17 protein-coding genes and 1 tRNA gene are annotated in these 23115 nt (G+C 69.8%); 8 read left to right on the top strand and 10 right to left on the bottom strand.

The window, feature by feature from the left end; genetic code table 11:
* The first annotated feature begins 129 nt into the window (after positions 1-129).
* From ACZ61E_RS31000 to ACZ61E_RS30985, 4 genes are read left to right on the top strand one after another with little or no spacing between them, the layout of a single operon-like run.
* Positions 130-1059, top strand: coding sequence for a branched-chain amino acid ABC transporter permease (locus ACZ61E_RS31000; protein ID WP_078077865.1), 930 nt, complete (start codon positions 130-132; stop codon positions 1057-1059).
* Positions 1060-1064: 5 nt separating this feature from the next.
* A complete protein-coding gene (locus ACZ61E_RS30995) occupies positions 1065-2861 on the top strand; it encodes a branched-chain amino acid ABC transporter permease (RefSeq protein ID WP_469703572.1) in 1797 nt (598 codons plus the stop codon).
* A 4-nt stretch (positions 2862-2865) separates the two neighbouring features.
* Entirely contained in the window at positions 2866-3768 is a 903-nt protein-coding gene (locus ACZ61E_RS30990; protein WP_469703571.1) for an ABC transporter ATP-binding protein, read from the top strand.
* Positions 3765-4481 (top strand): ABC transporter ATP-binding protein, encoded by a 717-nt coding sequence (locus ACZ61E_RS30985; RefSeq protein ID WP_469703569.1) that lies wholly within the window; start codon positions 3765-3767, stop codon positions 4479-4481. The genes ACZ61E_RS30990 and ACZ61E_RS30985 overlap by 4 nt, the downstream gene beginning before the upstream one ends.
* Positions 4482-4602: 121 nt before the next feature.
* On the opposite strand, the gene ACZ61E_RS30980 is transcribed toward ACZ61E_RS30985, so the two are convergent.
* A complete protein-coding gene (locus tag ACZ61E_RS30980; protein WP_469703568.1) occupies positions 4603-5256 on the bottom strand; it encodes an ANTAR domain-containing response regulator in 654 nt (217 codons plus the stop codon).
* 99 nt (positions 5257-5355) lie between these two features.
* On the opposite strand from ACZ61E_RS30980, the gene ACZ61E_RS30975 reads away from it, so the two are divergent.
* Positions 5356-5428: transfer RNA gene (locus tag ACZ61E_RS30975), tRNA-Leu, on the top strand.
* A 109-nt stretch (positions 5429-5537) separates the two neighbouring features.
* Positions 5538-6320 (top strand): helix-turn-helix domain-containing protein, encoded by a 783-nt coding sequence (locus tag ACZ61E_RS30970; protein WP_469703567.1) that lies wholly within the window; start codon positions 5538-5540, stop codon positions 6318-6320.
* An 18-nt stretch (positions 6321-6338) separates the two neighbouring features.
* Here the strand turns inward: ACZ61E_RS30970 and pyk are convergent, their stop codons facing one another.
* Together pyk and ACZ61E_RS30960 are read right to left on the bottom strand one after the other, a co-directional pair.
* A complete protein-coding gene (pyk, locus tag ACZ61E_RS30965; RefSeq protein ID WP_469703565.1) occupies positions 6339-7772 on the bottom strand; it encodes a pyruvate kinase in 1434 nt (477 codons plus the stop codon).
* 186 nt (positions 7773-7958) lie between these two features.
* Positions 7959-8669 (bottom strand): SIMPL domain-containing protein, encoded by a 711-nt coding sequence (locus tag ACZ61E_RS30960; protein ID WP_469703563.1) that lies wholly within the window; start codon positions 8667-8669, stop codon positions 7959-7961.
* Between the two features lie 208 nt (positions 8670-8877).
* Here ACZ61E_RS30960 and ACZ61E_RS30955 point away from each other — a divergent pair, with 208 nt between their 5' ends.
* Positions 8878-10695 (top strand): bifunctional metallophosphatase/5'-nucleotidase, encoded by a 1818-nt coding sequence (locus ACZ61E_RS30955; RefSeq protein ID WP_469703561.1) that lies wholly within the window; start codon positions 8878-8880, stop codon positions 10693-10695.
* 91 nt (positions 10696-10786) lie between these two features.
* On the opposite strand, the gene ACZ61E_RS30950 is transcribed toward ACZ61E_RS30955, so the two are convergent.
* From ACZ61E_RS30950 to ACZ61E_RS30925, 6 genes are all read right to left on the bottom strand, one after another.
* Positions 10787-12199: a lysine N(6)-hydroxylase/L-ornithine N(5)-oxygenase family protein gene (locus ACZ61E_RS30950; protein WP_469703559.1), complete on the bottom strand. Its 1413-nt coding sequence runs from the start codon at positions 12197-12199 to the stop codon at positions 10787-10789.
* A 174-nt stretch (positions 12200-12373) separates the two neighbouring features.
* Positions 12374-14599 carry a hypothetical protein gene (locus tag ACZ61E_RS30945; RefSeq protein WP_469703558.1) on the bottom strand — a complete coding sequence of 742 codons (2226 nt, stop codon included), beginning with the start codon at positions 14597-14599 and terminating at the stop codon, positions 12374-12376.
* Positions 14600-14788: 189 nt separating this feature from the next.
* Complete coding sequence (locus ACZ61E_RS30940; protein ID WP_469703557.1) at positions 14789-15547, bottom strand: DUF3800 domain-containing protein; 759 nt, start codon at positions 15545-15547, stop codon at positions 14789-14791.
* A gap of 279 nt (positions 15548-15826) precedes the next feature.
* Entirely contained in the window at positions 15827-18346 is a 2520-nt protein-coding gene (pepN, locus tag ACZ61E_RS30935) for an aminopeptidase N (protein WP_469703555.1), read from the bottom strand.
* Positions 18347-18611: 265 nt separating this feature from the next.
* Positions 18612-18950 (bottom strand): chorismate mutase, encoded by a 339-nt coding sequence (locus tag ACZ61E_RS30930; RefSeq protein WP_469703553.1) that lies wholly within the window; start codon positions 18948-18950, stop codon positions 18612-18614.
* A 44-nt stretch (positions 18951-18994) separates the two neighbouring features.
* Entirely contained in the window at positions 18995-19882 is an 888-nt protein-coding gene (locus ACZ61E_RS30925; RefSeq protein ID WP_469703576.1) for a helix-turn-helix domain-containing protein, read from the bottom strand.
* Positions 19883-20034: 152 nt separating this feature from the next.
* Here ACZ61E_RS30925 and ACZ61E_RS30920 point away from each other — a divergent pair, with 152 nt between their 5' ends.
* Positions 20035-21786, top strand: a complete 1752-nt coding sequence (locus tag ACZ61E_RS30920) for a glycoside hydrolase family 35 protein (protein WP_469703552.1) — start codon at positions 20035-20037, stop codon at positions 21784-21786.
* Positions 21787-21924: 138 nt separating this feature from the next.
* On the opposite strand, the gene ACZ61E_RS30915 is transcribed toward ACZ61E_RS30920, so the two are convergent.
* Positions 21925-22689 (bottom strand): serine protease, encoded by a 765-nt coding sequence (locus ACZ61E_RS30915; protein ID WP_469703574.1) that lies wholly within the window; start codon positions 22687-22689, stop codon positions 21925-21927.
* Positions 22690-23115: the final 426 nt, after the last annotated feature.

The raw sequence follows: 23115 nt of genomic DNA, 5'->3' as shown, positions 1-23115 counted from the left end.
CCCCCCCCCCCCCCCCCCCCCCCCCCCCCCCCCCCCCCCCCCCCCCCCCCCCCCCCCCCCCCCCCCCCCCCCCCCCCCCCCCCCCCCCCCCGCGGCCGTATCTGACCCCACTCATTCGGAGGCCCCGCGGTGAACGATCTGCCGCAGCAACTTGCCAACGGCCTGCTACTCGGCGCGCTGTACGGACTCATCGCAATCGGTTACACGATGGTCTATGGCATAGTCCAGCTCATCAATTTCGCCCATGGCGAGATATTCATGATCGGCGGCTTCGGTGCGCTGACCGCATTCCTCTGGCTGCCCGACGGCACCAGCCTGCTCGTCGCACTGCCCCTCATGATCCTCATGGCGATGGCCTGCTCCGTGCTCGTCGCCGTAGGAGCCGAACGCTTCGCCTACCGGCCCCTGCGCAACGCGCCCAGGCTCGCACCACTCATCACCGCGATCGGCCTCTCCATCGCACTGCAGCAAGCGGTCTGGGCCTTCTACCCGGACGCCACCAAGTCCAGGCCGTTCCCCGAGTTCGAAGGCGGCAGGCTCGACTTCGGCGCCTTCGCCATCAGCCGCGGCGACCTCTTCCTGCTCATCGCCGCCCCCCTGTGCATGATCACCCTCGGGTTCTTCGTCTCCAAGACCCGCACCGGGCGCGCCATGCAGGCCACGTCGCAGGACCCGGACACGGCCAAGCTGATGGGCATCAACACCGACCGCATCATCGTCACCGCCTTCGCGATCGGAGCGGCCTTCGCCGCCATCGCCGCCGTCGCCCACGGCCTCAAGTACGGCGAGGTCAACTTCAAGATGGGCTTCATCGCCGGACTCAAGGCGTTCACCGCCGCGGTCCTCGGCGGTATCGGCAACATCTACGGCGCCATGATCGGCGGACTCGTCCTCGGCCTCTCCGAGGCCATGGCCACCGCCTACATCGAGAACATCCCCGGCATGTCCCAGCTCGGCGGCGGCGCCTGGAAGGACGTGTGGGCGTTCGTCCTCCTCATTCTCGTCCTGCTGCTGAGGCCCCAGGGTCTGCTCGGCGCACGCGTCTCGGATAGGGCGTGACACCGATGACCACGACAACCGACAAAACCGCGACCCCCGCGCCGGGCCCCAACCTCCCGGTCATCGGTCTGCCCGCGTCGGCAGCCCGCGCCGTCACCGGCATCGGCGCGGTCGCCACCTTCGCGAGCACCTTCCTCGCCTGGACCTGGACCGCGGCCTTCCCCGGCGACCTCAGCGTCACCGGATACCCCGGCGGCCTCCAGGTACTCACCCTCACCGGCGCGATCCTGACGCTCCTGTTCGTACTCGCCGGCTACGGGATCCGCGGCCTGCGCTGGCTCTCCCCCGCCGGCAAGAACGGGCCCGCCCTGCTCTTCGCCCTCGGCACGTTCGTCACCACCTGGTTCACCGTGATCGCCATCGCCGTGGACCTCGGCGGGCTCGCCAACCTCGAACCCGGCGCCTACATCGCCGCGGTGGCCTCACTGGTCGCCCTCGTCGCCGCGCTCGGACTCCCCTCCGACGTCGCCGCCGACAACACCGGCGCCAACGCATGGCAGCGGTTCGTCCACTGCTTCAAGGCGCCCGTGCCCAAGGAGGCGACCCCGCTCCCCGGCTGGGCCGAGATCCTCATCATCGCCGTCTCGTTCGGTCTCGGCCTGTACGTCTTCACGTACGGGATCGACATCGACTCCGACAACCCCCAGCTGTTCATCGGCTTCCTGATCCTCGTCGGATTCGGCGCCACGGCGATCTCCCGCGCCGGCCTCAACCGCCGCCTCGCGAGCCTCACCAGCAAGCACAAGAACGTGACCGTGACCGCGGCCTTCGTCGCCGCGTTCGCCTTCCCGTTCACCCAGAGCAACGACGCGTACGCCACCATCGGTACGAACATCCTGATCTTCGCCACCGTCGCCCTGGGCCTCAACGTCGTCGTCGGCCTCGCCGGCCTCCTCGACCTCGGATACGTCGCGTTCCTCGGCGTCGGCGCCTACACGGCCGCCCTCGTCTCCGGCTCGCCGTCCTCCACCATCGGCCTGCACCTGCCGTTCTGGGCCGCGGTCCTGTGCGGCGCCGCCGCCTCACTGATCTTCGGTGTCGTCATCGGCGCGCCCACACTGCGCCTGCACGGCGACTACCTCGCCATCGTCACCCTCGGCTTCGGTGAGATCTTCCGCATCACGATGCAGAACCTCGACGGTTCGTCGGGCCCCGACGTCACCAACGGATCCAACGGCATCCCCAACATCCCCGACCTCGAACTCTTCGGGTTCAACCTCGGGGAGTCCCATACGATCCTGGGAATGGAACTGGGCAGGTTCTCCAACTACTACCTGCTCATGCTCCTGTTCACCATCGTCGTGGTGACCGTCTTCCGCCGCTCCGACCAGTCCCGCATCGGCCGCGCCTGGGTCGCCATCCGCGAGGACGAGACCGCCGCCAGGGCCATGGGCATCAACGCCTTCCGGCTCAAGCTGCTCGCCTTCGCCCTCGGCGCCACCCTCGCCGGCATGGCCGGCACCGTACAGGCCCACGTGACCTTCACCGTCACCCCCGCCCAGTACAAGTTCGTCGAGGCCGTACCGCCGAACTCCGCCTTCCTGCTCGCCGCCGTCATCCTCGGCGGCATGGGCACGGTCAGCGGACCGCTCATCGGCGCCGCGCTGCTCTACCTCATCCCGGCGAAGCTCCAGTTCATGGCCGACTACCAGCTCCTCCTCTTCGGCGTCGCGCTGATCCTCCTCATGCGCTTCCGCCCCGAGGGCCTCATCGCCGACCGCAGGAAGCAGCTGGAATTCCACGAGACGGGGCAACTCGACGCCCCCAAGGGCGATATCGGCCTCAAAAAGGCGGGGGTGTGACCCAATGACCACCGACATCCAGCCCACCGACTCCGGCTCCGCCGGACCGGGCACCGCCACCGGCACGGCCGTTCTCGAAGCCACCGGCGTCACCAAGAGGTTCGGCGGACTCACCGCCGTGAAGAGTGTCGACCTGCACGTCAACTCCGGTGAGATCGTCGGTCTCATCGGCCCCAACGGCGCCGGCAAGACCACCTTCTTCAACTGCCTCACCGGCCTGTACGTCCCCACCGAGGGCACCGTCAGCTACAAGGGCACCGTCCTGCCGCACCAGTCCCACCTGGTCACCAAGGCCGGCATCGCCCGTACGTTCCAGAACATCCGCCTCTTCGCCAACATGACCGTCCTGGAGAACGTCCTCGTCGGACGCCACACCAGGACCAAGGAAGGGCTCTGGTCCGCACTCCTGCGCGGACCCGGCTTCAAGAAGGCGGAGAAGGAGTCCGAGGCACGCGCCATGGAACTCCTGGAGTTCACCGGACTCGCCGCCAAGCGCGACCACCTCGCCCGCAACCTCCCCTACGGAGAACAGCGGAAACTGGAGATCGCACGCGCCCTCGCCAGCGACCCGGGCCTCCTCCTGCTCGACGAGCCCACCGCCGGCATGAACCCGCAGGAGACCCGCACCACGCAGGACCTGGTCTTCGCCATCCGCGACCAGGGCATCGCCGTACTCGTCATCGAGCACGACATGCGCTTCATCTTCAACCTGTGCGACCGCGTCGCCGTCCTCGTCCAGGGCGAGAAACTCGTCGAAGGCACCGCCGAGGTCGTCCAGGCCGACGAGCGGGTCGTCGCCGCCTATCTCGGCACCCCCTACGAAGGCGCCCCCGGCGCCGAGGAGGTCTCCGAGGTCGAGGCCGCGGAGGCACACAGCACGGCAGGCACAGAAGGAGACACCAAGTGACCGCACTACTGGAGGTGGAGGACCTCAAGGTCGCCTACGGCAAGATCGAAGCCGTCAAGGGCATCTCCTTCAGCGTCGAAGCCGGTCAGATCGTCACGCTCATCGGCACCAACGGCGCCGGCAAGACGACCACGCTGCGCACCCTGTCGGGGCTGCTCAAGCCCTCCGGGGGCCGGATCATCTTCGACGGCCAGCCGCTGAACGGCATCGGCGCGCACAAGATCGTCGCGATGGGCCTGGCGCACTCCCCCGAGGGCCGCAGGATCTTCCCGCGGCTCACGATCGCGGAGAACCTCAAGCTCGGCGCCTTCCTCCGGAAGGACACCGCCGGCATCGAGAAGGACATCAAGCGCGCCTACGAGCTGTTCCCGATCCTCGGCGAACGCAGCAAGCAGGCGGCGGGCACCCTCTCCGGCGGCGAGCAGCAGATGCTCGCCATGGGCCGGGCGCTGATGTCGCAGCCCAAGCTGCTCATGCTCGACGAGCCGTCCATGGGACTCTCGCCGATCATGATGCAGAAGATCATGGCGACGATCGCCGAACTCAAGTCGCAGGGCACGACGATCCTCCTCGTCGAGCAGAACGCCCAGGCGGCGCTGTCGCTGGCCGACCAGGGCCATGTGATGGAGGTCGGCAAGGTCGTGCTCTCGGGCACCGGGCCGGACCTACTGGTCGACGAGTCGGTACGGAAGGCGTACCTGGGCGAGGACTGAGCCGCTGGTACGGAAACGAGAAGGCCCGCGTCCCCCGAGGGGATGCGGGCCTTCTCGCGTACGTGCTCCCGTCCGCCGTACGGGGGTTCGCGCCGTACGGGGGTTCGCGCTACGGGGGCGGCTACTGGCCCTTCGCGGCCTTCTTCTCCTCGGCGTCCTGGATGACCGCCTCGGCGACCTGCTGCATCGACAGCCGCCGGTCCATCGAGGTCTTCTGGATCCACCGGAAGGCGGCGGGCTCGGTGAGACCGTACTGGGTCTGGAGGATCGACTTGGCGCGGTCCACGAGCTTGCGCGTCTCCAGCCGGGTCGTCAGATCGGCGACCTCCTGCTCAAGGGCCTTGAGCTCGTTGAAGCGCGAGACGGCCATCTCGATGGCCGGCACGACGTCGCTCTTGCTGAACGGCTTCACGAGATACGCCATCGCGCCGGCGTCCCTGGCGCGCTCCACGAGATCGCGCTGCGAGAAGGCGGTGAGCATCAGGACGGGGGCGATGGACTCCCCCGCGATGCGTTCGGCGGCGGAGATGCCGTCGAGGACGGGCATCTTCACATCGAGGATGACGAGATCGGGCCGGTGCTCCCGCGCGAGCTCGACGGCGCGCTCACCGTCACCGGCCTCGCCCACGACGGAGTAGCCCTCTTCTTCGAGCATCTCCTTGAGGTCGAGACGGATGAGCGCCTCGTCCTCGGCGATGACGACACGGGTCGTGAGGGGCGGGACATGCGACTTGTCGTCGTCTTCGACGGGCTGGGGCGACTCGGGGGCGGTCACTGAGGCTCCTCGTAACTGGCAATACTGCTGTCCCTGAGCCTACCGAGCTGCGGTATGGTTGGAGCACGGAGGGCCGCTCCCTTCCTTCGTTTCGAAGGAGCCCCGGTAGCCCAGCGGTAGAGGCCATGGATTCAAAACCCATACAGCGTCGGTTCGAATCCGACTCGGGGCACTTCCCTTCGTTTCCCAGGTTGGGCAACACGTTTCGTGATCTTCACACTTCCTGGTGAACGAGCCTCTGACTCCGCACGCCATGACGGAGATCCAGCGAAGCTCCGGGCATGGAGCAGCACAAACCATCGACACGCGAGGAAGCACTCGCCCTGCTGAAGCAGGGCGTGGGCAATCGCGTGGTGGCCGAACGCCTGGACGTGCCTCGCGGAACTGTCGGCTGGTGGCGCCACCAGGAACGCAAACAGCGCGGTGAGCGCGTTGTCAGACAGCTCTGCCCGATTTGCCACGACCGCCCGCTGGACAGGGCTGCATTCTCGTACGTGCTGGGCTTGTATCTCGGCGACGGCTACGTCACTCACTACGCGAAGCACCGGGTTCCCAGTCTGATGGTCACGCTGGACGATGTCTGGCCCGGTGTTCAGGATGCGGCCGCCGCGGCGCTGCGTGCGGTGTTCCCGGACAACTCGGTATGCCGCGTACGCAAGGAGGGCTGCCATGACGTCAAGGTCTACTTCAAACACCTGAACTGCCTGTTCCCGCAGCAGGGTCCGGGCAGGAAGCACGAGCGTGCGATCGAACTGCACGCCTGGCAGCAGGAGATCGTGGACGAGCACCCCTGGGAGTTCATCCGCGGTCTCATCCACTCGGACGGCTGCCGCATCACGAACTGGACCGAGAAGACCATCGGAGGCAGACGCAAGCGGTACGAGTACGCACGCTACTTCTTCACGAACACGTCCGGTGACATTCTGCGGCTCTTCACCGACACCCTGGACAAGGTCGGAGTCGAGTGGCGGCCCTGCAACCAGAGCCGCAGCGCCCAGAACATATCCGTCGCCCGCAAGGCGTCCGTCGCGCTCATGGACGCGCACATCGGGCCGAAGCACTGAACTCCGGCCCGGGGCGCGTCACTTCGGGCTGTCGTCCTCACCCACGTGGTGGACCCGGACCAGGTTGGTCGAGCCCGCGACTCCCGGTGGGGAGCCCGCCGTGATCACCACGATGTCGCCCTTGTCGCAGCGGCCGATCCGCAGCAGGTGTTCGTCGACCTGGTCGACCATCGCGTCCGTCGAGTCCACGTGCGGGCCGAGGAACGCCTCCACACCCCAGGTGAGGTTCAGCTGCGCGCGTGTCGCCGGGTCCGGGGTGAAGGCCAGGAGCGGGATCGGGGAGCGGTAGCGGGAGAGGCGCTTGACCGTGTCGCCGGACTGGGTGAACGCGACCAGGAACTTCGCGCCGAGGAAGTCGCCCATCTCGGCCGCCGCGCGGGCGACCGCGCCGCCCTGGGTGCGGGGCTTGTTGCGCTCGGTGAGCGGGGGCAGCCCCTTGGCCAGGACGTCCTCCTCCGCCGCCTCGACGATGCGGCTCATCGTCCGTACGGTCTCGACCGCGTACTTGCCCACGCTGGTCTCGCCGGAGAGCATCACCGCGTCGGTGCCGTCGATGACGGCGTTGGCGACGTCGGAGGCCTCCGCGCGGGTCGGCCGGGAGTTGTCGATCATCGAGTCGAGCATCTGCGTGGCGACGATGACCGGCTTCGCGTTGCGCTTCGCGAGCTTGATCGCGCGCTTCTGCACGATCGGCACCTGCTCCAGCGGCATCTCCACGCCGAGGTCGCCGCGGGCGACCATGATGCCGTCGAACGCGGCGACGATGTCGTCTATGTTCTCGACGGCCTGCGGCTTCTCGACCTTGGCGATGACGGGGACGCGCCGGCCCTCCTCGTCCATCACCCGGTGGACGTCGTCGATGTCGCGTCCGCTGCGCACGAAGGAGAGGGCGACGACGTCGGCGCCGATGCGCAGGGCCCAGCGCAGGTCGTCGATGTCCTTCTCGGAGAGCGCGGGGACGGACACCGCGACGCCGGGGAGGTTGAGGCCCTTGTTGTCGGAGATCATGCCGCCTTCGACGACGGTGGTGCGGACGCGGGGTCCGTCGACCTCGGTGACCTCCAGGGTCACCTTGCCGTCGTCGACGAGGATGCGTTCGCCGGTGGTCACGTCCTGGGCGAGTCCTTCGTAGGTCGTGCCGCAGGTGTGGCGGTCGCCTTCGAGATGTTCGACGGTGATGGTGAACTCGTCGCCGCGTTCGAGGAGCACGGGGCCTTCGCGGAAGCGTCCGAGGCGGATCTTCGGACCTTGAAGGTCGGCGAGGATTCCCACGCTGCGGCCGGTCTCCTCGGCCGCTTTGCGTACGCGCTGGTAGCGCTCCTCGTGTTCGGCGTAGCTGCCGTGGCTGAGGTTGAAGCGGGCGACGTCCATTCCGGCCTCGACCAGTGCCTTGATCTGGTCGTAAGAGTCGGTGGCGGGCCCGAGGGTACAGACGATTTTTGCTCGGCGCATGGTTCGAGACTAAACCTTACCGCCGGGTAGGTAATTGGTCTCACATGACTGTTCAACAACCTTTGCATGAAAGGTTGTTGACAAGTGTTGAAGTGCGCACACCGCCGCTCTGATGAGCGTTATTCGGAGGTTGTCGGCAGCGGGCCCCGGGCCGTACCGGTCCGGGGCCCGGCCCGTGGCCCGTGCTCAGAGCGCCGGCGGTGTCATCGTGAACCGCGCGTTCACCTGCGCGTAGACGGTCTGCCGCTGCGGTTCGAGGTCCAGGGCGGGGGCCGCGCCGCCGGGCTCGGGAGCTCCGCCGTAACTCATGGCGTAGGGGACGGCACGCTGCGCGAACGGCGCGGCGTTCTCGGCGCCGATGTCGGCGAGTTCGACGAGCGCCGAGAGTTCGGCACCGAGTGCCCCGGCGTACTCCCGGGCGCGCTGGACCGCCTCGCGGACCGCCTGCCTGCGGGCCTCGCCGTGTGCGGGGGAATAGGGCCGCAGGGCCCACCAGGGACCGTCGACGGTGGTCAGTTCGAGGTCGGCGAGGCGGGTGGTGAGTTCGCCGAGGGCGGTGAAGTCGGCGAGTTCGGCGGTGATGGTGACCCGGCCGTGGTAGGCGCGGATCCGTTCGCCCCGCCCGTGCCGGGTGAGTTCGGGGTTGATGGAGAAGGAGCCGGTCTCCAGCTTCTCGACGGCGTCCGCGTAGGACTTGATCAGCGCGAGGGCCTCGTTGTTGCGGCGGGTGAGGTCTTCGAGCGCGGTGCGCCGGTCGGTGCCGCGTGCGCGGACCGAGACACCGATCCGGGCGATCTCGGGGTCGAACTCCAGGCGCGCCTCGCCGCGGACGGCGACTCTGGGCGTCTCGGGGGTGCCGTAGGGGGCGGCCCCGGCGGTGGGGGCGTCGGTGGTCACGGGTGCGTTCTCCCTCGTACGGCGGCCGGTTGTGGGGTGGTGCGGGCTTCCCGGCCACTCTCCCATCCGGCTCCGTTCGGGGCACGACTTTCGGTGGTCATCGGATCGAAACCCTGCGGGGGTGTTCCCCCGGGCGTTCCTGCGTCAGAATCTAGCCGCCTTATCTACGCGCGTTGTGCGTGTGGGTGACGAGATCGAGGGAGTAGCGATGCCGCTGAACCGAAGGACGTTCCTTGGCCGGTCGGCCGCGGCCGGAGCCGGTGTGGCGATCGCCGGGGGCGCCGCCGTCCCGGCGGGGGCGCGGGAGCACGGCGAGGGCCACGGGCATGGCCAGGGGCGTCCGCCGAAGCGGTACTCGTTCACCGTGATGGGCACCACGGACCTGCACGGCAATGTCTTCAACTGGGACTACTTCACGGACAAGGAGTTCGACGACAAGGACCGCAACGACGTCGGTCTGGCGAAGATCTCCACCCTGGTGAACCGGATCCGCGCGGAGAAGGGGCGTGGCAACACGCTGCTCATCGACGCGGGCGACACGATCCAGGGCACGCAGCTCTCGTACTACTACGCGAAGATCGACCCGATCACGGCGAAGCGTGGTCCGGTGCACCCGATGGCGCAGGCGATGAACGCGATCGGTTACGACGCGGCGGCGCTCGGCAATCACGAGTTCAACTACGGCATCCCGGTGCTGCGGAAGTTCGAGGAGCAGTGCCGTTTCCCGCTGCTCGGTGCCAACGCGCTGGACGCGAGGACGCTGCGGCCGGCGTTCCCGCCGTATGTGATCAAGCGCCTGCGCACGCCGCACGGGCGTGATGTGCGGGTGGCGGTGCTGGGTCTGACCAATCCGGGCATCGCGATCTGGGACAAGGTGAACGTCCAGGGGAAGATGACGTTCCCGGGTCTTGAGGAGCAGGCGGCGAAGTGGGTGCCGAAGCTGCGGTCGATGGGCGCCGATGTGGTGATCGTGTCCGCGCACTCGGGGTCGAGCGGCACGTCCTCCTACGGGGACCAGCTTCCGCACATCGAGAACGCGGCCGGTCTGGTGGCCGAGCAGGTGCCGGGCATCGACGCGATCCTGGTGGGGCACGCGCACAGCGAGATTCCCGAGTACCGGGTCACGAACAAGGAGACCGGCGAGGACGTGGTGCTGTCCGAGCCGCTGAAGTGGGGGCAGCGGCTGACGCTGTTCGACTTCGACCTGGTGTGGGACCGGGGCCGCTGGTCGGTCGAGAAGGTGGGCGCCCAGGTCCTGAACTCGAACACGGTGGACGAGGACCCGAGGATCACGGGGCTGCTGGTGGACGAGCACCGCAAGGTCGTGGGTTATGTCAACCAGGTGATCGGGACGTCGACGGCCGCCATGACGACGGCGGACGCTCCGTGGCGGGACGAGCCGCTGATCGATCTGATCAACCACGTGCAGACGGAGACGGTGCGGGCGGGTCTCGCGGGCGGTGAGTGGGCGGCGCTGCCGCTGCTGTCGCAGGCGTCGTGCTTCTCGCGTACGGCGGGTATCCCGGCGGGCGAGGTGACCATCAAGGACGCGGCGGGGCTGTATCCGTTCGAGAACACCCTGGAGGCCCGTCTTCTGACGGGTGCTCAGATCAAGGACTATCTTGAGTTCTCGGCGAGGTACTACGTGCGGACGGCCGCGGGCGCGCCGGTGGACACGTCGAAGCTGACGAACGCGGACAACATCCCGGACTACAACTACGACGTGGTGTCGGGGCTGACGTACGAGATCGACATCGCGAAGCCGGCCGGTTCGCGGATCGTGAATCTCTCGTTCGAGGGCAAGGCGCTGGACCCGGCGGCGCGGTTCGTGCTGGCGGTGAACAACTACCGGGCGAGCGGTGGCGGGAACTTCCCGCATGTCGCGGGCGCCCAGCAGTTGTGGGCGAACCCGGACGAGATCAGGAACACGATCATCACGTGGGTGCAGACGGAGAAGACCGTCGATCCCGCTCGGTTCGCCTCGGTGGACTGGAAGCTCACGCGCGACGGCACCCCGGTCTTCTGACCCGTCGCGCGATGACGCGCCGGTGCGGTGCTGTCCCCTCGGCACCGCGCCGGCGCACCCCTCTTTTCGGCCTGCGCGGCGTGACCCGCGGTCAGCGCACTTCGGAGAGCGGCACGAGGCCCCTGGGTGCCGGCACCTTGCGGTGTCTTTCCCGCCCGTCCAGGCCGAAGCTGGTGAACGCGGTCCGGCGTGGCAGTGGGTAGGGCTCGGTGCCGGTCAGCGAGTTGAGGATGGTGGCGCTGCGCCAGGCGGCGAGTCCGAGGTCGGGGGCGCCGACGCCGTGGGTGTGCCGTTCGGCGTTCTGTACGTACACCGAGCCGGTGACCGAGGGGTCGAGGACCAGGCGGTACCGGTCGTCGACGCGGGGGCGCTGGGACTGGTCGAGGCGCATGTACGGGTCGAGTCCGGCCAGGAGCCTGCTGAGCGGGCGTTCGCGGTAGCCGGTGGCGAGGACGACGGCGTCGGTGGTGAGCCGGGAGCGGCCGGACTGCTGGCCGTGTTCCAGGTGCAGTTCGATCCTGGTGGCGCCGACGCGTCCGGCGGTGCGGACGAGGACGCCGGGGGTGAGGACGGCGTCGGGCCAGCCGCCGTGCAGGGTGCGGCGGTAGAGCTCGTCGTGGATGGCGGCGATGGTGTCGGCGTCGATGCCTTTGTGGAGCTGCCACTGGCGCGGGACGAGTTCGTCGCGGACGCGTTCGGGCAGCGCGTGGAAGTAGCTGGTGTAGTCGGGGGTGAACTGCTCCAGGCCGAGCTTGGAGTACTCCATGGGTGAGAAGGACTCGGTGCGGGCCAGCCAGTGGAGTTTCTCAGCGCCGGCGGGGCGGGCGCGGAGCAGGTCGAGGAAGACCTCGGCGCCGGACTGGCCGGAGCCGACGACGGTGATGTGTTCGGCTTCGAGGATCCGCTCGCGGTGGTCGAGGTAGTCGGCGGAGTGGATCACGGGGACGGTGGGGGTGTCGGCGAGGAGCCTGAGCGGTTCGGGGACGTACGGTTCGGTGCCGATGCCGAGCGCGATGTTGCGGGTGTAGGCGCGGCCGAGTGCCTCGACCTCGCCGTCGTGGTCGAGTTGGGTGAAGTCGACCTCGAACAGGGCGCGTTCGGCGTTCCAGCGGACGGCGTCGACCTGGTGGCCGAAGTGGAGTCCGGGGAGTTGTTCGCTGACCCAGCGGCAGTAGGCGTCGTACTCGGCGCGCTGGATGTGGAAGCGTTCGGCGAAGTAGAAGGGGTAGAGGCGCTCGCGTGCCCGGAGGTGGTTGAGGAAGGACCAGGGGCTCGCCGGGTCGACGAGGGTCACCAGGTCGGCCAGGAAGGGCACTTGGAGGGTGGCGCCGTCGATGAGCAGTCCTGGGTGCCAGTGGAAGGCGGGGCGCTGGTCGTAGAAGGCGGCGTCGAGTCCTCCGTGGACGCCGTCGGCGAGCGCGGCGAGGGAGAGGTTGAACGGGCCGATGCCGATGCCGACCAGATCGTGCGGCCGGCGGTGGTCGTCTGCTGACAGGTCGGTCATGGGGGGGTCCTTCGGGGCGCGTGGGACAGCTGCACCGCCATGCCCGGGTCGGGGACGGTGCCCACGGTGCACAACGACGGGGACCCCGAAGGGGTATCGGCGTACCCGGAGGGAGAGTTGGGCGGGCGGACGTCCCCCCGGAGGACGGGCCGGCGCCCCGGTCGCCGGCTCCGATCAGTCCATTTCCTCGTCGTCCGGGTCGTCGTCCGGGTCGTCGTCCCGCGCCTCGTCGGAGATCAGGCCGGGAACAACGATCCGGCCCGCGAGTCTGCGTACGCTCTCGATGAGCGTCTCCAGTTCCTGGTCCGAACCGAAGGGGTGCAGGGTCGTCGACCGCGCCTCGGCCGTATCGGCGAGTTCATGGAGGCGCTTCACGGCTTCGGCCGCGTTGTCGATCCCCTGCCTGATGGCGCGCCGCTCGGAGGCGAACCGGTCCCCCAGGGATGTCGGCTGGTCCGCCGGCTGGTGCTGGTCGCTCCACTCGGCCTCCCGCGCCCGTTCCGGGTCGGACAGCGCGGCGACCTGCCAGGGCGTGAGCTGAGCGGCGGCCATGCCGCCGGCGTCTCTGCGTACTCTGTCGTCCGCGGCGAGATCGACGGCCGGGACGCTGTACATGCGTGAGGTACTGCGCCCCACCAACTGGGCCTCGGTAAAGGAGTTGAGGCATTCCCGGCCGGCGTCGAACGCCTGGGCCGCGAACGCCAGCACCCACAGTCCCTCCTCGCTGTCGGCGAGTCCGGCGATGATCTGGTCCACGTTGGCCCGGAAGGGCACTGTCCTGCCCACCGCGGAGCCGACGTTCCGGGTGACGAGTTTGTCGGCCACCAGGGCTGTTCCGCCGGCTACGACGAGCGTCTGCAGGGCGTTGTTGTCACCCGAGCGGGCGGGCTCGACGAGGTGCGTGAAGTCGGTGCACGGCACGGGGTACCAGTCCCCCATCACGCTCTTGGTGAGTACCCCTCCGTTCGCCCACGCGTTCCGCGCCTGCTTGAGCGATCCGGCCTTCGCGCCCCGCCAGGGCAGATCGATGATCGGTCCCAGGAGTTCCGCGTAGGCGGAGTTCCTCATCCGGGCCACGCCCTTGATCTCCTTGGCATGCCGTTTGACCTGCTCGTGGATCTCCGGCCTGGTCATGAAGTGGGTCAGCATGACCGCGCGCCAAAGCGGGGTGCCGGGAAGGGTGTCGTCATCGAAGACCTCCGGGACCTCTTCCGGCTTTCTGCGCCCCAGCGCGAGCCCGATGATCCCGTCGCGGAGGTTGTTCTCGGGCAGTCCGGGCAGCCGTACCCGGCTGATGGCGCGGGAGCCGACTTCGACGTTCTGTGCCGCAGGCTCCCAAGCGCGGAACTCGACGTGCACGGAGGCCAGGATGGAGCGTACGGCGTCGTCGAAGACCTCTTTCTCGGGGAGCCCGGTCGAGTCGTGTGTGCGGATGCCGACCGTGATCTGGGTCGGGACAACCAGCGTCTGGCCGAGCCGCACCGCCCTGTCGGCCGGCGGGTCCGTCGTCACACCCCGCTGGAACTCGCCGTGCAGCACCGCGAGCGCGTCCTGTCGGCCGATGGCCATGAGCTGGCTGAGGGGCTTCTGGGTGGCGCCACGCCGGGGCGCCTTCGTCTCCAGCACGATGCCGAGGGCGGTGTCGGCGATGTCTTCGGCGTAGGGCGACTCCCCTTCGGTGAGAAGTGCCCAGGCGCTGGTGAGCCGGGTGATGCCGTCGCGCACGACGAGGACGTCGACCGAATCGGTTCCGTCCTGGAACTCGATCCTGCAGGGGTGGGCGATGACGGCGCGCGTGATCCGGCGGGCGAGGATCGACCGGTCGTAGGGTTCCGGGTTGGCTCGGCGGGTGGCCTCGATGGTCTGTTTCAGATGGGCCCGCAAATGTGGGAGATCGCGGTACCGGTAGACGACACGTGCGTACGGGCGCCCCTGCGGGTCGATGTCTCCGTGGACCTCGGGGTCCTTCTCGGGCAGTGATTCCTGGCCGGTCCGGGGCTGGAGTGCGGGGAGGAGTTCGCTGAGCCAGGCGCGGGTGTGCAGGGAGCGCAGGGTCGCTCCCTCGACGTGCTCCTCGATGAGCGCCGAGGACTGGCCCTTCTCCGACCGCAGCTGCGCGGCGGCGGCTGCCGGGTTGACGATGGCCCGTGCCACCGCGTGCCATCCGTCCTCGTCCAGTGAGGTGGCTGGTGACGCGAGGCCCGCCTTGACCAGATGGGCCCGGTCGCCGGCCGAGGAGAGCGGGGGCAGGGAGCGCTCGAACCCCGAGACGGTGAACACCTCACCGCCGAGGAGGCACCGGATCGTTTCCGGCCTGCCCGCCGCGTCGTGGTCGCTTTCCCGCTCCGCGGTCCCCTCCGTGGACAGGACCGGCTCCTGGAATCCGTAGGAGATACCCATGTCTTTCCTCTCAATGAGTGGCTTGGTGATTCAGCGACCAAGGAAAGTCGCGCTGGCTGGATGCCGGACGGACGGCTACACTCAGAGGTGCGGTCCGGGCCGTGCGTCTGCACGTGCCAGGTCTGCTTTCACGGACCCCGGCCATCGGCCGGGGTTTCGTCATGCAGCGGGTCATGGCCCCGCTCCGGCTCAGCACGTCTCGGGCGGGGCGGCCTTCGGCAGATACCGGGCGTACCAGCCCCATGCGAAGCTCTTCGGTTCCAGCCTGGCGATCGCCTGGCACGCGGTGTAGGCCACGAGGTCCGCCATCTGGAGCCACTCCGACGTGTGTGCGGGTACCTGGGCCGCCGGAAGCGGGATGCGAGCGGGACGGATCTCGTCGTGAAGGCGCTCGTAGAGGTCCTCGGTACCGTCTCCGTCGACCACGAGCGCGGCACTCTCCCCCGCGAGGCCCAGCCGTTGGTCGAGGCGGCGCACCAGGCGGGAGTAGGCGGCGGTCTTCGCCTCGCGCCAGTTCCGCGCGTGTTCGGAGTAGACGGTGACGATCGAGAGCCCCGGCTGCTCGCCAAGGAGGTCCAGGGCTTCCTGCGCCATTCCGTAGCGCTCGACTTTGCGCGGATTGGCTCCGCCGGGGCGTCCTCGGCCCCCGACGAATTGACTGGTGTGCAGTTCGAAATCGATGGGGATGCCGTGCGTGGTCGACCAGTCGAGACGCAATCGCTGCCAGGCCCGCAGAATCTGCGGGGCGTATCGCACGGGGACGCTCAGGGCCGAGTAAAGGGCCAGGCCCGTTTTCGGGATGCCGGAATCGTCGATGTAACAGATACGGTCGACGGGGGTGTCGTGGTCGATGGCTGGGTCCACCTTTTCGCGCGAACCGAACAGAACGTCATGCGGCTGCACCGCTGCGAACTGGCTGCCCGACGCCTGAAAAGCGTTCCTGAGCACACGGATTCGTGCGATACGCGCTGCTTCCACTCGCTGGATCGCTTGCCGGTCTCTCGCTCGCCCGACCCTCCGAAGTGAGAACGTCACTTCTGAGAATCGCCAGCTCAAGGCTCGGGTGTGAATCCGGAATCAGCTCCGGACTCCTGGTCGCGTCCCGTCGAGGGGCTCGTAACAATTCGAGGTTAGACCCTTGTCTTTTGCTCCGTCAACTTGTCTCCGTGGAGCGGGAATCGCCCCACGGGAGCCGTAAGTCCCGTGGGGCGGTCTCCGTCCGTCACGTCACCCGCCGCGTACCCGCAACGCGCGGCGCAGGTCGTCGAGTTGGTCGGTGAGTTTGCGGTGCAGGGCGGGCAGGATGTCGGGGGTCGTGAGGCTCTCCTCGCCCAGGCGCAGGGATTCCGGGTCGACGGCGTGGACCGGGAAGGCGTGGCGGCCGGCGGATTCGGCGATGGCGGGGCCGCGGCGGCCTGCGAGTTCGATGGCGTCGGTGTAGAAGCGGGGGACGTACTTCCGTACGAGGTCGGTCTGTTCGGGCTGCCAGAAGCCCTGGGCGGTGGCCGTGAACAGGTGGTTGGAGAGGTCGTCGGTGAGGAACAGCCGTTCCCAGGCGGCGGCTTTGGACTCGCCGTCGGGGAGGGCGGCGCGGCAGCGGGCGGCGCCTTCCTGGCCGGTGGCGCTGGGGTCGCGGGTGAGTTCGTCGGTGATGGCGGAGTCGTCGACGGCGCCGAGGACGGCGAGTCGGTAGAGGATGCGCCAGCGCAGTTCGGGGTCGAGTTCGGGACCGCCGGGGACGCTGTCCGAGCCGAGCCAGTCCTGGATGCCGTCGGGCTGGGTGGCGGCGGAGATGAAGTGGCGTACGGCGGTGAGGCGCAGGCCGGGCGCGTTGCCGTCCTCGGTGCGGCGGATCAGGGCGCGGCAGATGGTGGTGAGGCCGGCGAGGGCGGCGGGGCGGTCGTCGGGGGCGAGGTAGCGGTCGGCGATCTGGGTGGCCGTGAAGCCGAGTACGCCTTGTACGACGGCGAGGTCGGATTCGTGCGGGAGGTGGGTGCGGGCGGCTTCCAGGTAGGCGGTGGGGGCCAGTTCGCCGTCGCGGACCATGTCGCGGGCGGCGTTCCAGACGACGGCCCGGGTGAGCGGGTCGGGGATGCCGGAGAGGCAGTCGAGCGCGGTGGCCCAGGAGCGGTCGTCGAGGCGGACCTTGGCGTAGGCGAGGTCGCCGTCGTTGAGGACGACGAGGTCGGGGCGGCGGCCGGGGCGGAGGGTGGGGCCGTCCTGCGCGGGGATGTCGATCTCGAAGCGGTCGCGGGGGGCGAGGCGGCCGGGGTCGACGAGGTCGCGGTCGTAGGCGCCGACGGCGATCCGGTGCGGGCGGTCGCCGTGCTGGGTGACGTCGAGTGTCCAGCCGCTGTCGGAGCCGTTGCCGCCGGTCCCGTTACCGGCGTTGCCGATGGTGGGGGTGAGGGTGTCGACGCCGGTGGTGCGGAGCCACCGCTCGGCCCACCGGTGCACGTCGCGGTCGGTGGAGGCGGCGAGGGAGTCGATGAAGTCGGCGAGGGTGGCGTTGCCGAACTTGTGCCGGGCGAAGTGGGTGTTGATGCCGGTGAGGAAGTCCTTCTCGCCGAGCCAGGCGACGAGTTGGCGCAGCGCCGAGGCGCCCTTGGCGTAGGAGATGCCGTCGAAGTTGAGCATCGCGGCCGCGGTGTCGGGCACGCTGGCGGGGTCGGGCGCGACGGGGTGGGTGGAGGGGCGCTGGTCGGCGTCGTAGCCCCACGACTTGCGGTCGATGCCGAAGGCGACCCAGGTGTCGGTGTAGCGGGTGGCTTCGGTGAGGGTCTGGTAGCCCATGTACTCGGCGAAGGACTCGTTGAGCCAGATGTCGTCCCACCAGGTGAGGGTGACGAGGTCGCCGAACCACATGTGGGCCATCTCGTGGGCGATGACCATGGCGCGGGTCTGCCGCTCGGTGTCGGTGACGGCGGAGCGGTAGACGAATTCGTCGCGGAAGGTGACGAGGCCCGGGTTCTCCATGGCGCCCGCGTTGAACTCGGGGACGAACGCCTGGTCGTAGGAGTCGAAGGGGTAGGGCTCCTCGAACTTCTCGTGGTAGCGGTCGTAGCAGGCGCGGGTGATGGCGAGGATCTCGTCGGCGTCGATGTCGAGGTGGGGTGCCAGGGAGCGTCGGCAGTGGATGCCGAAGGGCAGGCCCGCGTGTTCGGTGCGGACGGAGTGCCAGGGGCCGGCGGCGACGGCCACGAGGTAGGTGGAGATGGGCGGGGTGGGCGCGAGGCTCCAGTGGCCGTGGCCCTCGTCGGTGGCGACCGAGTTGCCGAGGACGGTCCAGCCCTCGGGGGCGGTGACGGTGAGTTCGAAGACGGCCTTGAGGTCGGGCTGGTCGAAGGCGGCGAAGACCCGCTGGACGTCTTCGAGGAACATCTGGGTGTAGAGGTAGGTCTCGCCGTCGGTGGGGTCGGTGAAGCGGTGCATGCCTTCGCCGGTGCGGGAGTAGCGCATGGTGGCGTCGACGAGCAGTTCGTGCTCGCCGGCGGTGAGGCCGGTGAGCGCGAGGCGGTTCCCGTCCAGTCCGGCGGGGTCGAGTGGTTGTCCGTCGAGGGTGACGGAGCGCAGCAGCGCGGGCTTCAGCTCGACGAAGGTGTCGCCGGCCGCGCGGGCGGTGAAGTGGATGGCGGCACGGGATTCGAAGGTCTCGTCGCCGGTGGTCAGGTCGAGGGCGACCGTGTACCGGTGGACGTCGATGAGCTGGGCACGGGTCTGCGCTTCGTCGCGCATCAGTACGGACATGGGGCCATGCTGCCCGATGGGCCCTGGGCTGCGCAGCAGGTGGGGGTTGCGCTGTCAGCGCACGGGCCGGGTCACGGGAGCGTGGCGGGGGGGGGGGGGGGGGGGGGGGAGGCGGGGGCGAGGCGGGGAGCGGCTATGGCGGAGGGGAGCTTGCGGCCGCTAAGAATCGGGAGTGGGCCCCCCCCCCCCCCCCCCCCCGCGGCCGGTGTCGGGCGTCTTCGCGGCCGGGGCGCGTCCTCGCCGGGCACCGGGCGGGCGGCTGCGGTCAGGGCCGGGGCGCGGAGTTGTCGGCGATCGTCTCGTGGTGCCGGATCACCTCGGCGATGATGAAGTTGAGGAGTTTCTCGGCGAAGGCGGGGTCGAGCCGGGCGCTCTCGGCGAGTTCTCGCAGCCGGGTGATCTGCCGGGACTCGCGGGCCGGGTCGGCGGGCGGCAGGTGGTGGGCGGCCTTGAGGAATCCGACCTGCTGAGTGCATTTGAACCGTTCGGCCAGCATGTGGACGACGGCAGCGTCGATGTTGTCGATACTCCCGCGGAGCCGGTCCAGCTCGGCCTGGACGGAGGGGTCGATACCGCCGGTGCCGCCGTTGTCGCTCGTGGTCATGGTGCGGAAGCTTAGGCGGTGTCGCGTGGATCAAGGAAAGCGTCTCAGCCGGAGGACGCCGTGATCGTCGGGGGGTTGTCCGGGTCAGGGACGCGGTCGCTCCAGCCGCCGGGTACGGTGTGGCCCTGTCGTTCGCGGAAGCGGACCGGTGCGATGCCGACGCGGCGGGTGAACAGCCGGGAGAAGTAGGCGGGATCGTCGTAGCCGACGCGGCGGGCGACGGCCGCGACGGGCAGTTCGGTGGTGGCGAGGAGTTCCTTGGCCCGGCCGAGTCTGATGCCGAGTAGGTAGTCCTTGGGGCTGCGTCCGGCGGCTCTGCGCACGGCGCCCCGCAGTCCGGCGGGGCTCATGCCGTGCCGTGCGGCGTGTTCGGCGACGGAGAGCGGCAGGAAGGCGTCGCGGGCCAGGGTCTGGAGGACGAGGTCGCCGGCGGCGTTGGTGTCGGCGCGGTCGCGGCGCAGGGCGACGAGGAGTTCGTGGACGGCGGCGCCGGTCTCGACCTCCAGGAGCGGGTTGCCGCGCCGGGCGGCGCGCACGATGCGGCCGACGGCGGCGCGCGCGGTGCCGGTGTCGGCGAGGGGGACGACGGGGTGGCCGGTCCCGATGTAGCCGAGTTCGGTGTAGGTGGCGGTGGCGGGTCCGGTGAAGTCGACGAAGCTCTCGTCCCAGCCGGTCTCGGGGTCGGCGCCGTAGTGGTGCGGTACGCCGGGGATCAGCCAGAGGAGCGCGGGGGCGGTGACGGTGGTGCGGTGTCCTTCGGTGTCGCGGTACCAGCCGCTGCCCGCGCCGATGACGACGGCGACGTGGTGGTCGAGGACGCGGGGTCCGACGGTGGGCAGCCGACCGTGCTGGAGGCCGACGCCGAGGCAGACGAGGCCGAGGCGGTGGTGGACGGGGCTGGGGGTGAAGTACCGCATCCAGGTGTGGTACATCCGCTGCCGCTCTCCTCTCCCGGCCGGTGCCGGCCGGTGCCGGGCGTCCGGTACGTCCATGCGCCGCCGATCTTTGTCCATGGACCGGTCCGTGGCCAGGGGGTGAGGGTGGTCCCGGCGGCTGGTCGGACCGGAGGGCGGTGGCGGTGACGGTGGCCGAATTCACTGTAGGTGACAGGGATTTCCTGGTGGACGGCCGCCCGGTGCGGTTGCTGTCGGGGGCGCTGCACTATTTCCGGGTGCACGAGGAGCAGTGGCCGCACCGGCTGCGGATGCTGCGGGCGATGGGTCTGAACTGTGTGGAGACGTATGTCCCGTGGAATCTGCACGAGCCGGCGCCCGGCCGGTACGTGGACGTGGGGGCGCTGGGCCGGTTCCTGGACGCGGCCGGTGAGGCGGGGCTGTGGGCGATCGTGCGGCCGGGTCCGTACATCTGCGCGGAGTGGGACAACGGCGGGCTGCCGTACTGGCTGACGGCGGCGGTGGGTTCGCGTGTCCGGACGGGCGACCCGGCGTATCTGGGCCCGGTGGAGCGGTGGTTGCGCCGTCTGCTGCCGCAGGTCGCCGCCCGCCAGATCGGCCGCGGCGGGCCGGTGGTGATGGTGCAGGTGGAGAACGAGTACGGGAGTTACGGCTCCGACCTGCCGTACCTCTCCACACTGGCCGCGCTGCTGCGTACCTGCGGGATCGGAGTGCCGCTGTTCACCTCCGACGGCCCCGAGGACCACATGCTGACGGGCGGTTCGGTGCCGGGGGTGCTGGCGACGGTGAACTTCGGTTCGGGTGCCCGCGCGGCGTTCGCGACGCTGCGCGGGCACCGGGCCGGGGGCCCGTTGATGTGCATGGAGTTCTGGTGCGGCTGGTTCGACCACTGGGGCGCGCCGCGTGCGGTGCGTGATCCGGCGGACGCGGCGGACGCGCTGCGCGAGATCCTGGAGTGCGGGGCGTCGGTGAACATCTACATGGCGCACGGCGGTACGAGCTTCGCGGGCCGGGCGGGCGCCAATCGCGCCGGTGCGCTGCACGAGGGTGCTCTGGAGCCGGACGTGACGTCGTACGACTACGGTGCGCCGGTGGACGAGGCGGGGCGGCCGACGGAGAAGTTCTGGCTGTTCCGGGAGGTCCTGGCGGGGTACCGGGAGGGGCCGCTGCCGGAGGTGCCGCCGGCGCCGCCGGTGCTGGGTGACGGGCCGCTGCGTGCGGAGCTGGACGGGTGGGCGCCGCTGGACGAGGTGATCGGTGCGCTCGGCGGGCCGGAGACGAGGACGCCGATGCCGCCGTCCTTCGACGAACTGGGGGTGGACCGGGGGCTGGTGCGTTACCGCGTGGCCGTGCCGGGGCCCCGGCGGCCGTATCCGCTGACGCTGTCGGGGCTGCGTGATCTGGCGGTGGTGCAGGTCGACGGGGTCCGGGCCGGGGTGCTGCGGGAGGAGGACCCGGTGCTCCCGGAGCCGGTGGCGGGGCCCGCGGAGGTGGAGGCGTGGGTGGAGTCCCTGGGGCGGGTCAACTACGGGCCGCGGACGGGTGAGCCGAAGGGGATCACGGGCGGTTTCCTGCACGAGCGGCAGTATCTGCACGGTGTGCGGGCGCGGGGGCTGCGGCTGGACGCCTTCGACGACGCGGCGGCGGTCGCGGCGCTGCCGTTCCGTGCCCCGTCGTGGCCGGGCGCGCGGGGTCTGTACCGGGGTGCGTTCGACGTGGTGTCCCCGGGTGACGCGCGGCTCTCCCTGCCGGGCTGGACGCGCGGCTTCGTGTGGGTCAACGGCTGCTGTCTCGGCCGCTACTGGGCGGTGGGCCCGCAGGAGTCGCTGTTCGTGCCGGGGCCGGTGCTGCGGGCGGGGCGCAACGTGGTGTGGGTGCTGGAGCTGGAGGGTGCGGGCGAGGGGCACGTACGGCTGGTGTGAGAGCGGTCGCGGGGCGGGCCGTGCGCGCGTCGTCGCGGGGAGTGGGTGCCGGCCCGGGGCAGGGGCGGGACAGGTGGTGGTGGAGCGCGCCGTGGCGTGTCCGCGGTCTGTCCCGCCCCTGTGGGTCACACGGGTGGATCAGAGTGTGGAGGCGGCCGACGCGATGGCGGAGGCGAAGGTGGAGACCTCGGTGTAGACACCGGGGTAGTTGGGCCGGGCGCAACCGTAGCCCCAGCTCACGATGCCGACCTGGATGAAGGCGCCGGCGTTGTCCTTGCGGAACATCGGGCCGCCGGAGTCACCCTGGCAGGTGTCGGTGCCGCCCGCGGCGTATCCGGCGCAGATCTCTTCACTGGTGATGATCTGGCCGCCGTAGGAGGAGTTGCAGCTGGCGTCGGAGACGAACGGCACGGTGGCCTTGAGGAGGTAGCGCTGCTGGCCGCCGCCCTCGGTGGCCGCGCCCCAGCCGGCGACGGTGAAGTTGCCGGTGTTGTACTGCGTGGTGGTGGCGATCTTCAGGGTCGGCAGGTTGATGGGCTGGGCGAGCTTGATGAGCGCCCAGTCCTTGCCCGCGCCGTTGTAGCCGGGAGCCTGGAGGACCTTGGTGGAGCGGACCTTGATGGCGCTGGTGCTCTGGAGGTCCACGACACCGGCGGTGGCGGTGATGCTGGTGTTGTTGCCCGATCCGCTCACACAGTGCGCGGCGGTGAGGACGATGGTGGAGGAGTACAGCGAGCCACCACAGCCCATGGAGAGGCGGACCATGAAGGGGAACTCGCCCTGGGCGGCGCGGGTGCCGCCGACGACGGGCGGGGCGAGGGGGGCCGCGGCCTGCGTCTTGGGGGCGTCCGGCACGGGCGCGGCGGAGGCGGAGGTCGTCTGGAGGCTGATGGCGGCGAGCATGACAGCGCCGGCGGCGACGCATCTCTTGAGAACACCCTGAATGCTCAACGGTCTGCCTTTCGTGGGGGCTTGAGGGATTTTGTCCCTGCCGGGCACACGGGTCGACGCGCGTCGCGCATTTTTGGCATGAGCCCGACAGGAACGCGATCCGGATTATCCGGAGGGCGGGAGGAACCCCACAAGATACGAATCTCGGCCAACCGAACGGTCGGCCTCCGGTCGTCGTCCGGCCACCGAACACCGGAATCCGCCCTCACCCCCGGCCGCCGCGCGAGGGACGGGCGACACTGCGCCCACACGGACGAAGGCCACGCGCCTCCCCCGGGAAACGCGACGGAGGGGGGGGGGGGGGGGGGGGGGGGGGGGGGGGGGGGGAGGGGCGCTCTTGCCCGTTCCTCCTCTCCCCCCCCTCCTCCCCTAGCAGAC

The sequence above is a fragment of the Streptomyces sp. NPDC104581 genome (assembly GCF_055583685.1).
The sequence above is the reverse complement of the archived record's forward strand: the minus strand, read 5'-3'. Positions and strand labels throughout refer to the sequence as shown.

Coding starts and splice junctions, on each gene's coding strand:
- ACZ61E_RS30995 (WP_469703572.1), top strand. CDS start 1,065: ATGACCACGACAACCGACAAAACCGCGACCCCCGCGCCGGGCCCCAAC.
- ACZ61E_RS30990 (WP_469703571.1), top strand. CDS start 2,866: ATGACCACCGACATCCAGCCCACCGACTCCGGCTCCGCCGGACCGGGC.
- ACZ61E_RS30970 (WP_469703567.1), top strand. CDS start 5,538: ATGGAGCAGCACAAACCATCGACACGCGAGGAAGCACTCGCCCTGCTG.
- pyk (WP_469703565.1), bottom strand. CDS start 7,772: ATGCGCCGAGCAAAAATCGTCTGTACCCTCGGGCCCGCCACCGACTCT.
- ACZ61E_RS30955 (WP_469703561.1), top strand. CDS start 8,878: ATGCCGCTGAACCGAAGGACGTTCCTTGGCCGGTCGGCCGCGGCCGGA.
- ACZ61E_RS30950 (WP_469703559.1), bottom strand. CDS start 12,199: ATGACCGACCTGTCAGCAGACGACCACCGCCGGCCGCACGATCTGGTC.
- ACZ61E_RS30945 (WP_469703558.1), bottom strand. CDS start 14,599: ATGGGTATCTCCTACGGATTCCAGGAGCCGGTCCTGTCCACGGAGGGG.
- pepN (WP_469703555.1), bottom strand. CDS start 18,346: ATGTCCGTACTGATGCGCGACGAAGCGCAGACCCGTGCCCAGCTCATC.
- ACZ61E_RS30930 (WP_469703553.1), bottom strand. CDS start 18,950: ATGACCACGAGCGACAACGGCGGCACCGGCGGTATCGACCCCTCCGTC.
- ACZ61E_RS30925 (WP_469703576.1), bottom strand. CDS start 19,882: ATGTACCACACCTGGATGCGGTACTTCACCCCCAGCCCCGTCCACCAC.
- ACZ61E_RS30915 (WP_469703574.1), bottom strand. CDS start 22,689: ATGCTCGCCGCCATCAGCCTCCAGACGACCTCCGCCTCCGCCGCGCCC.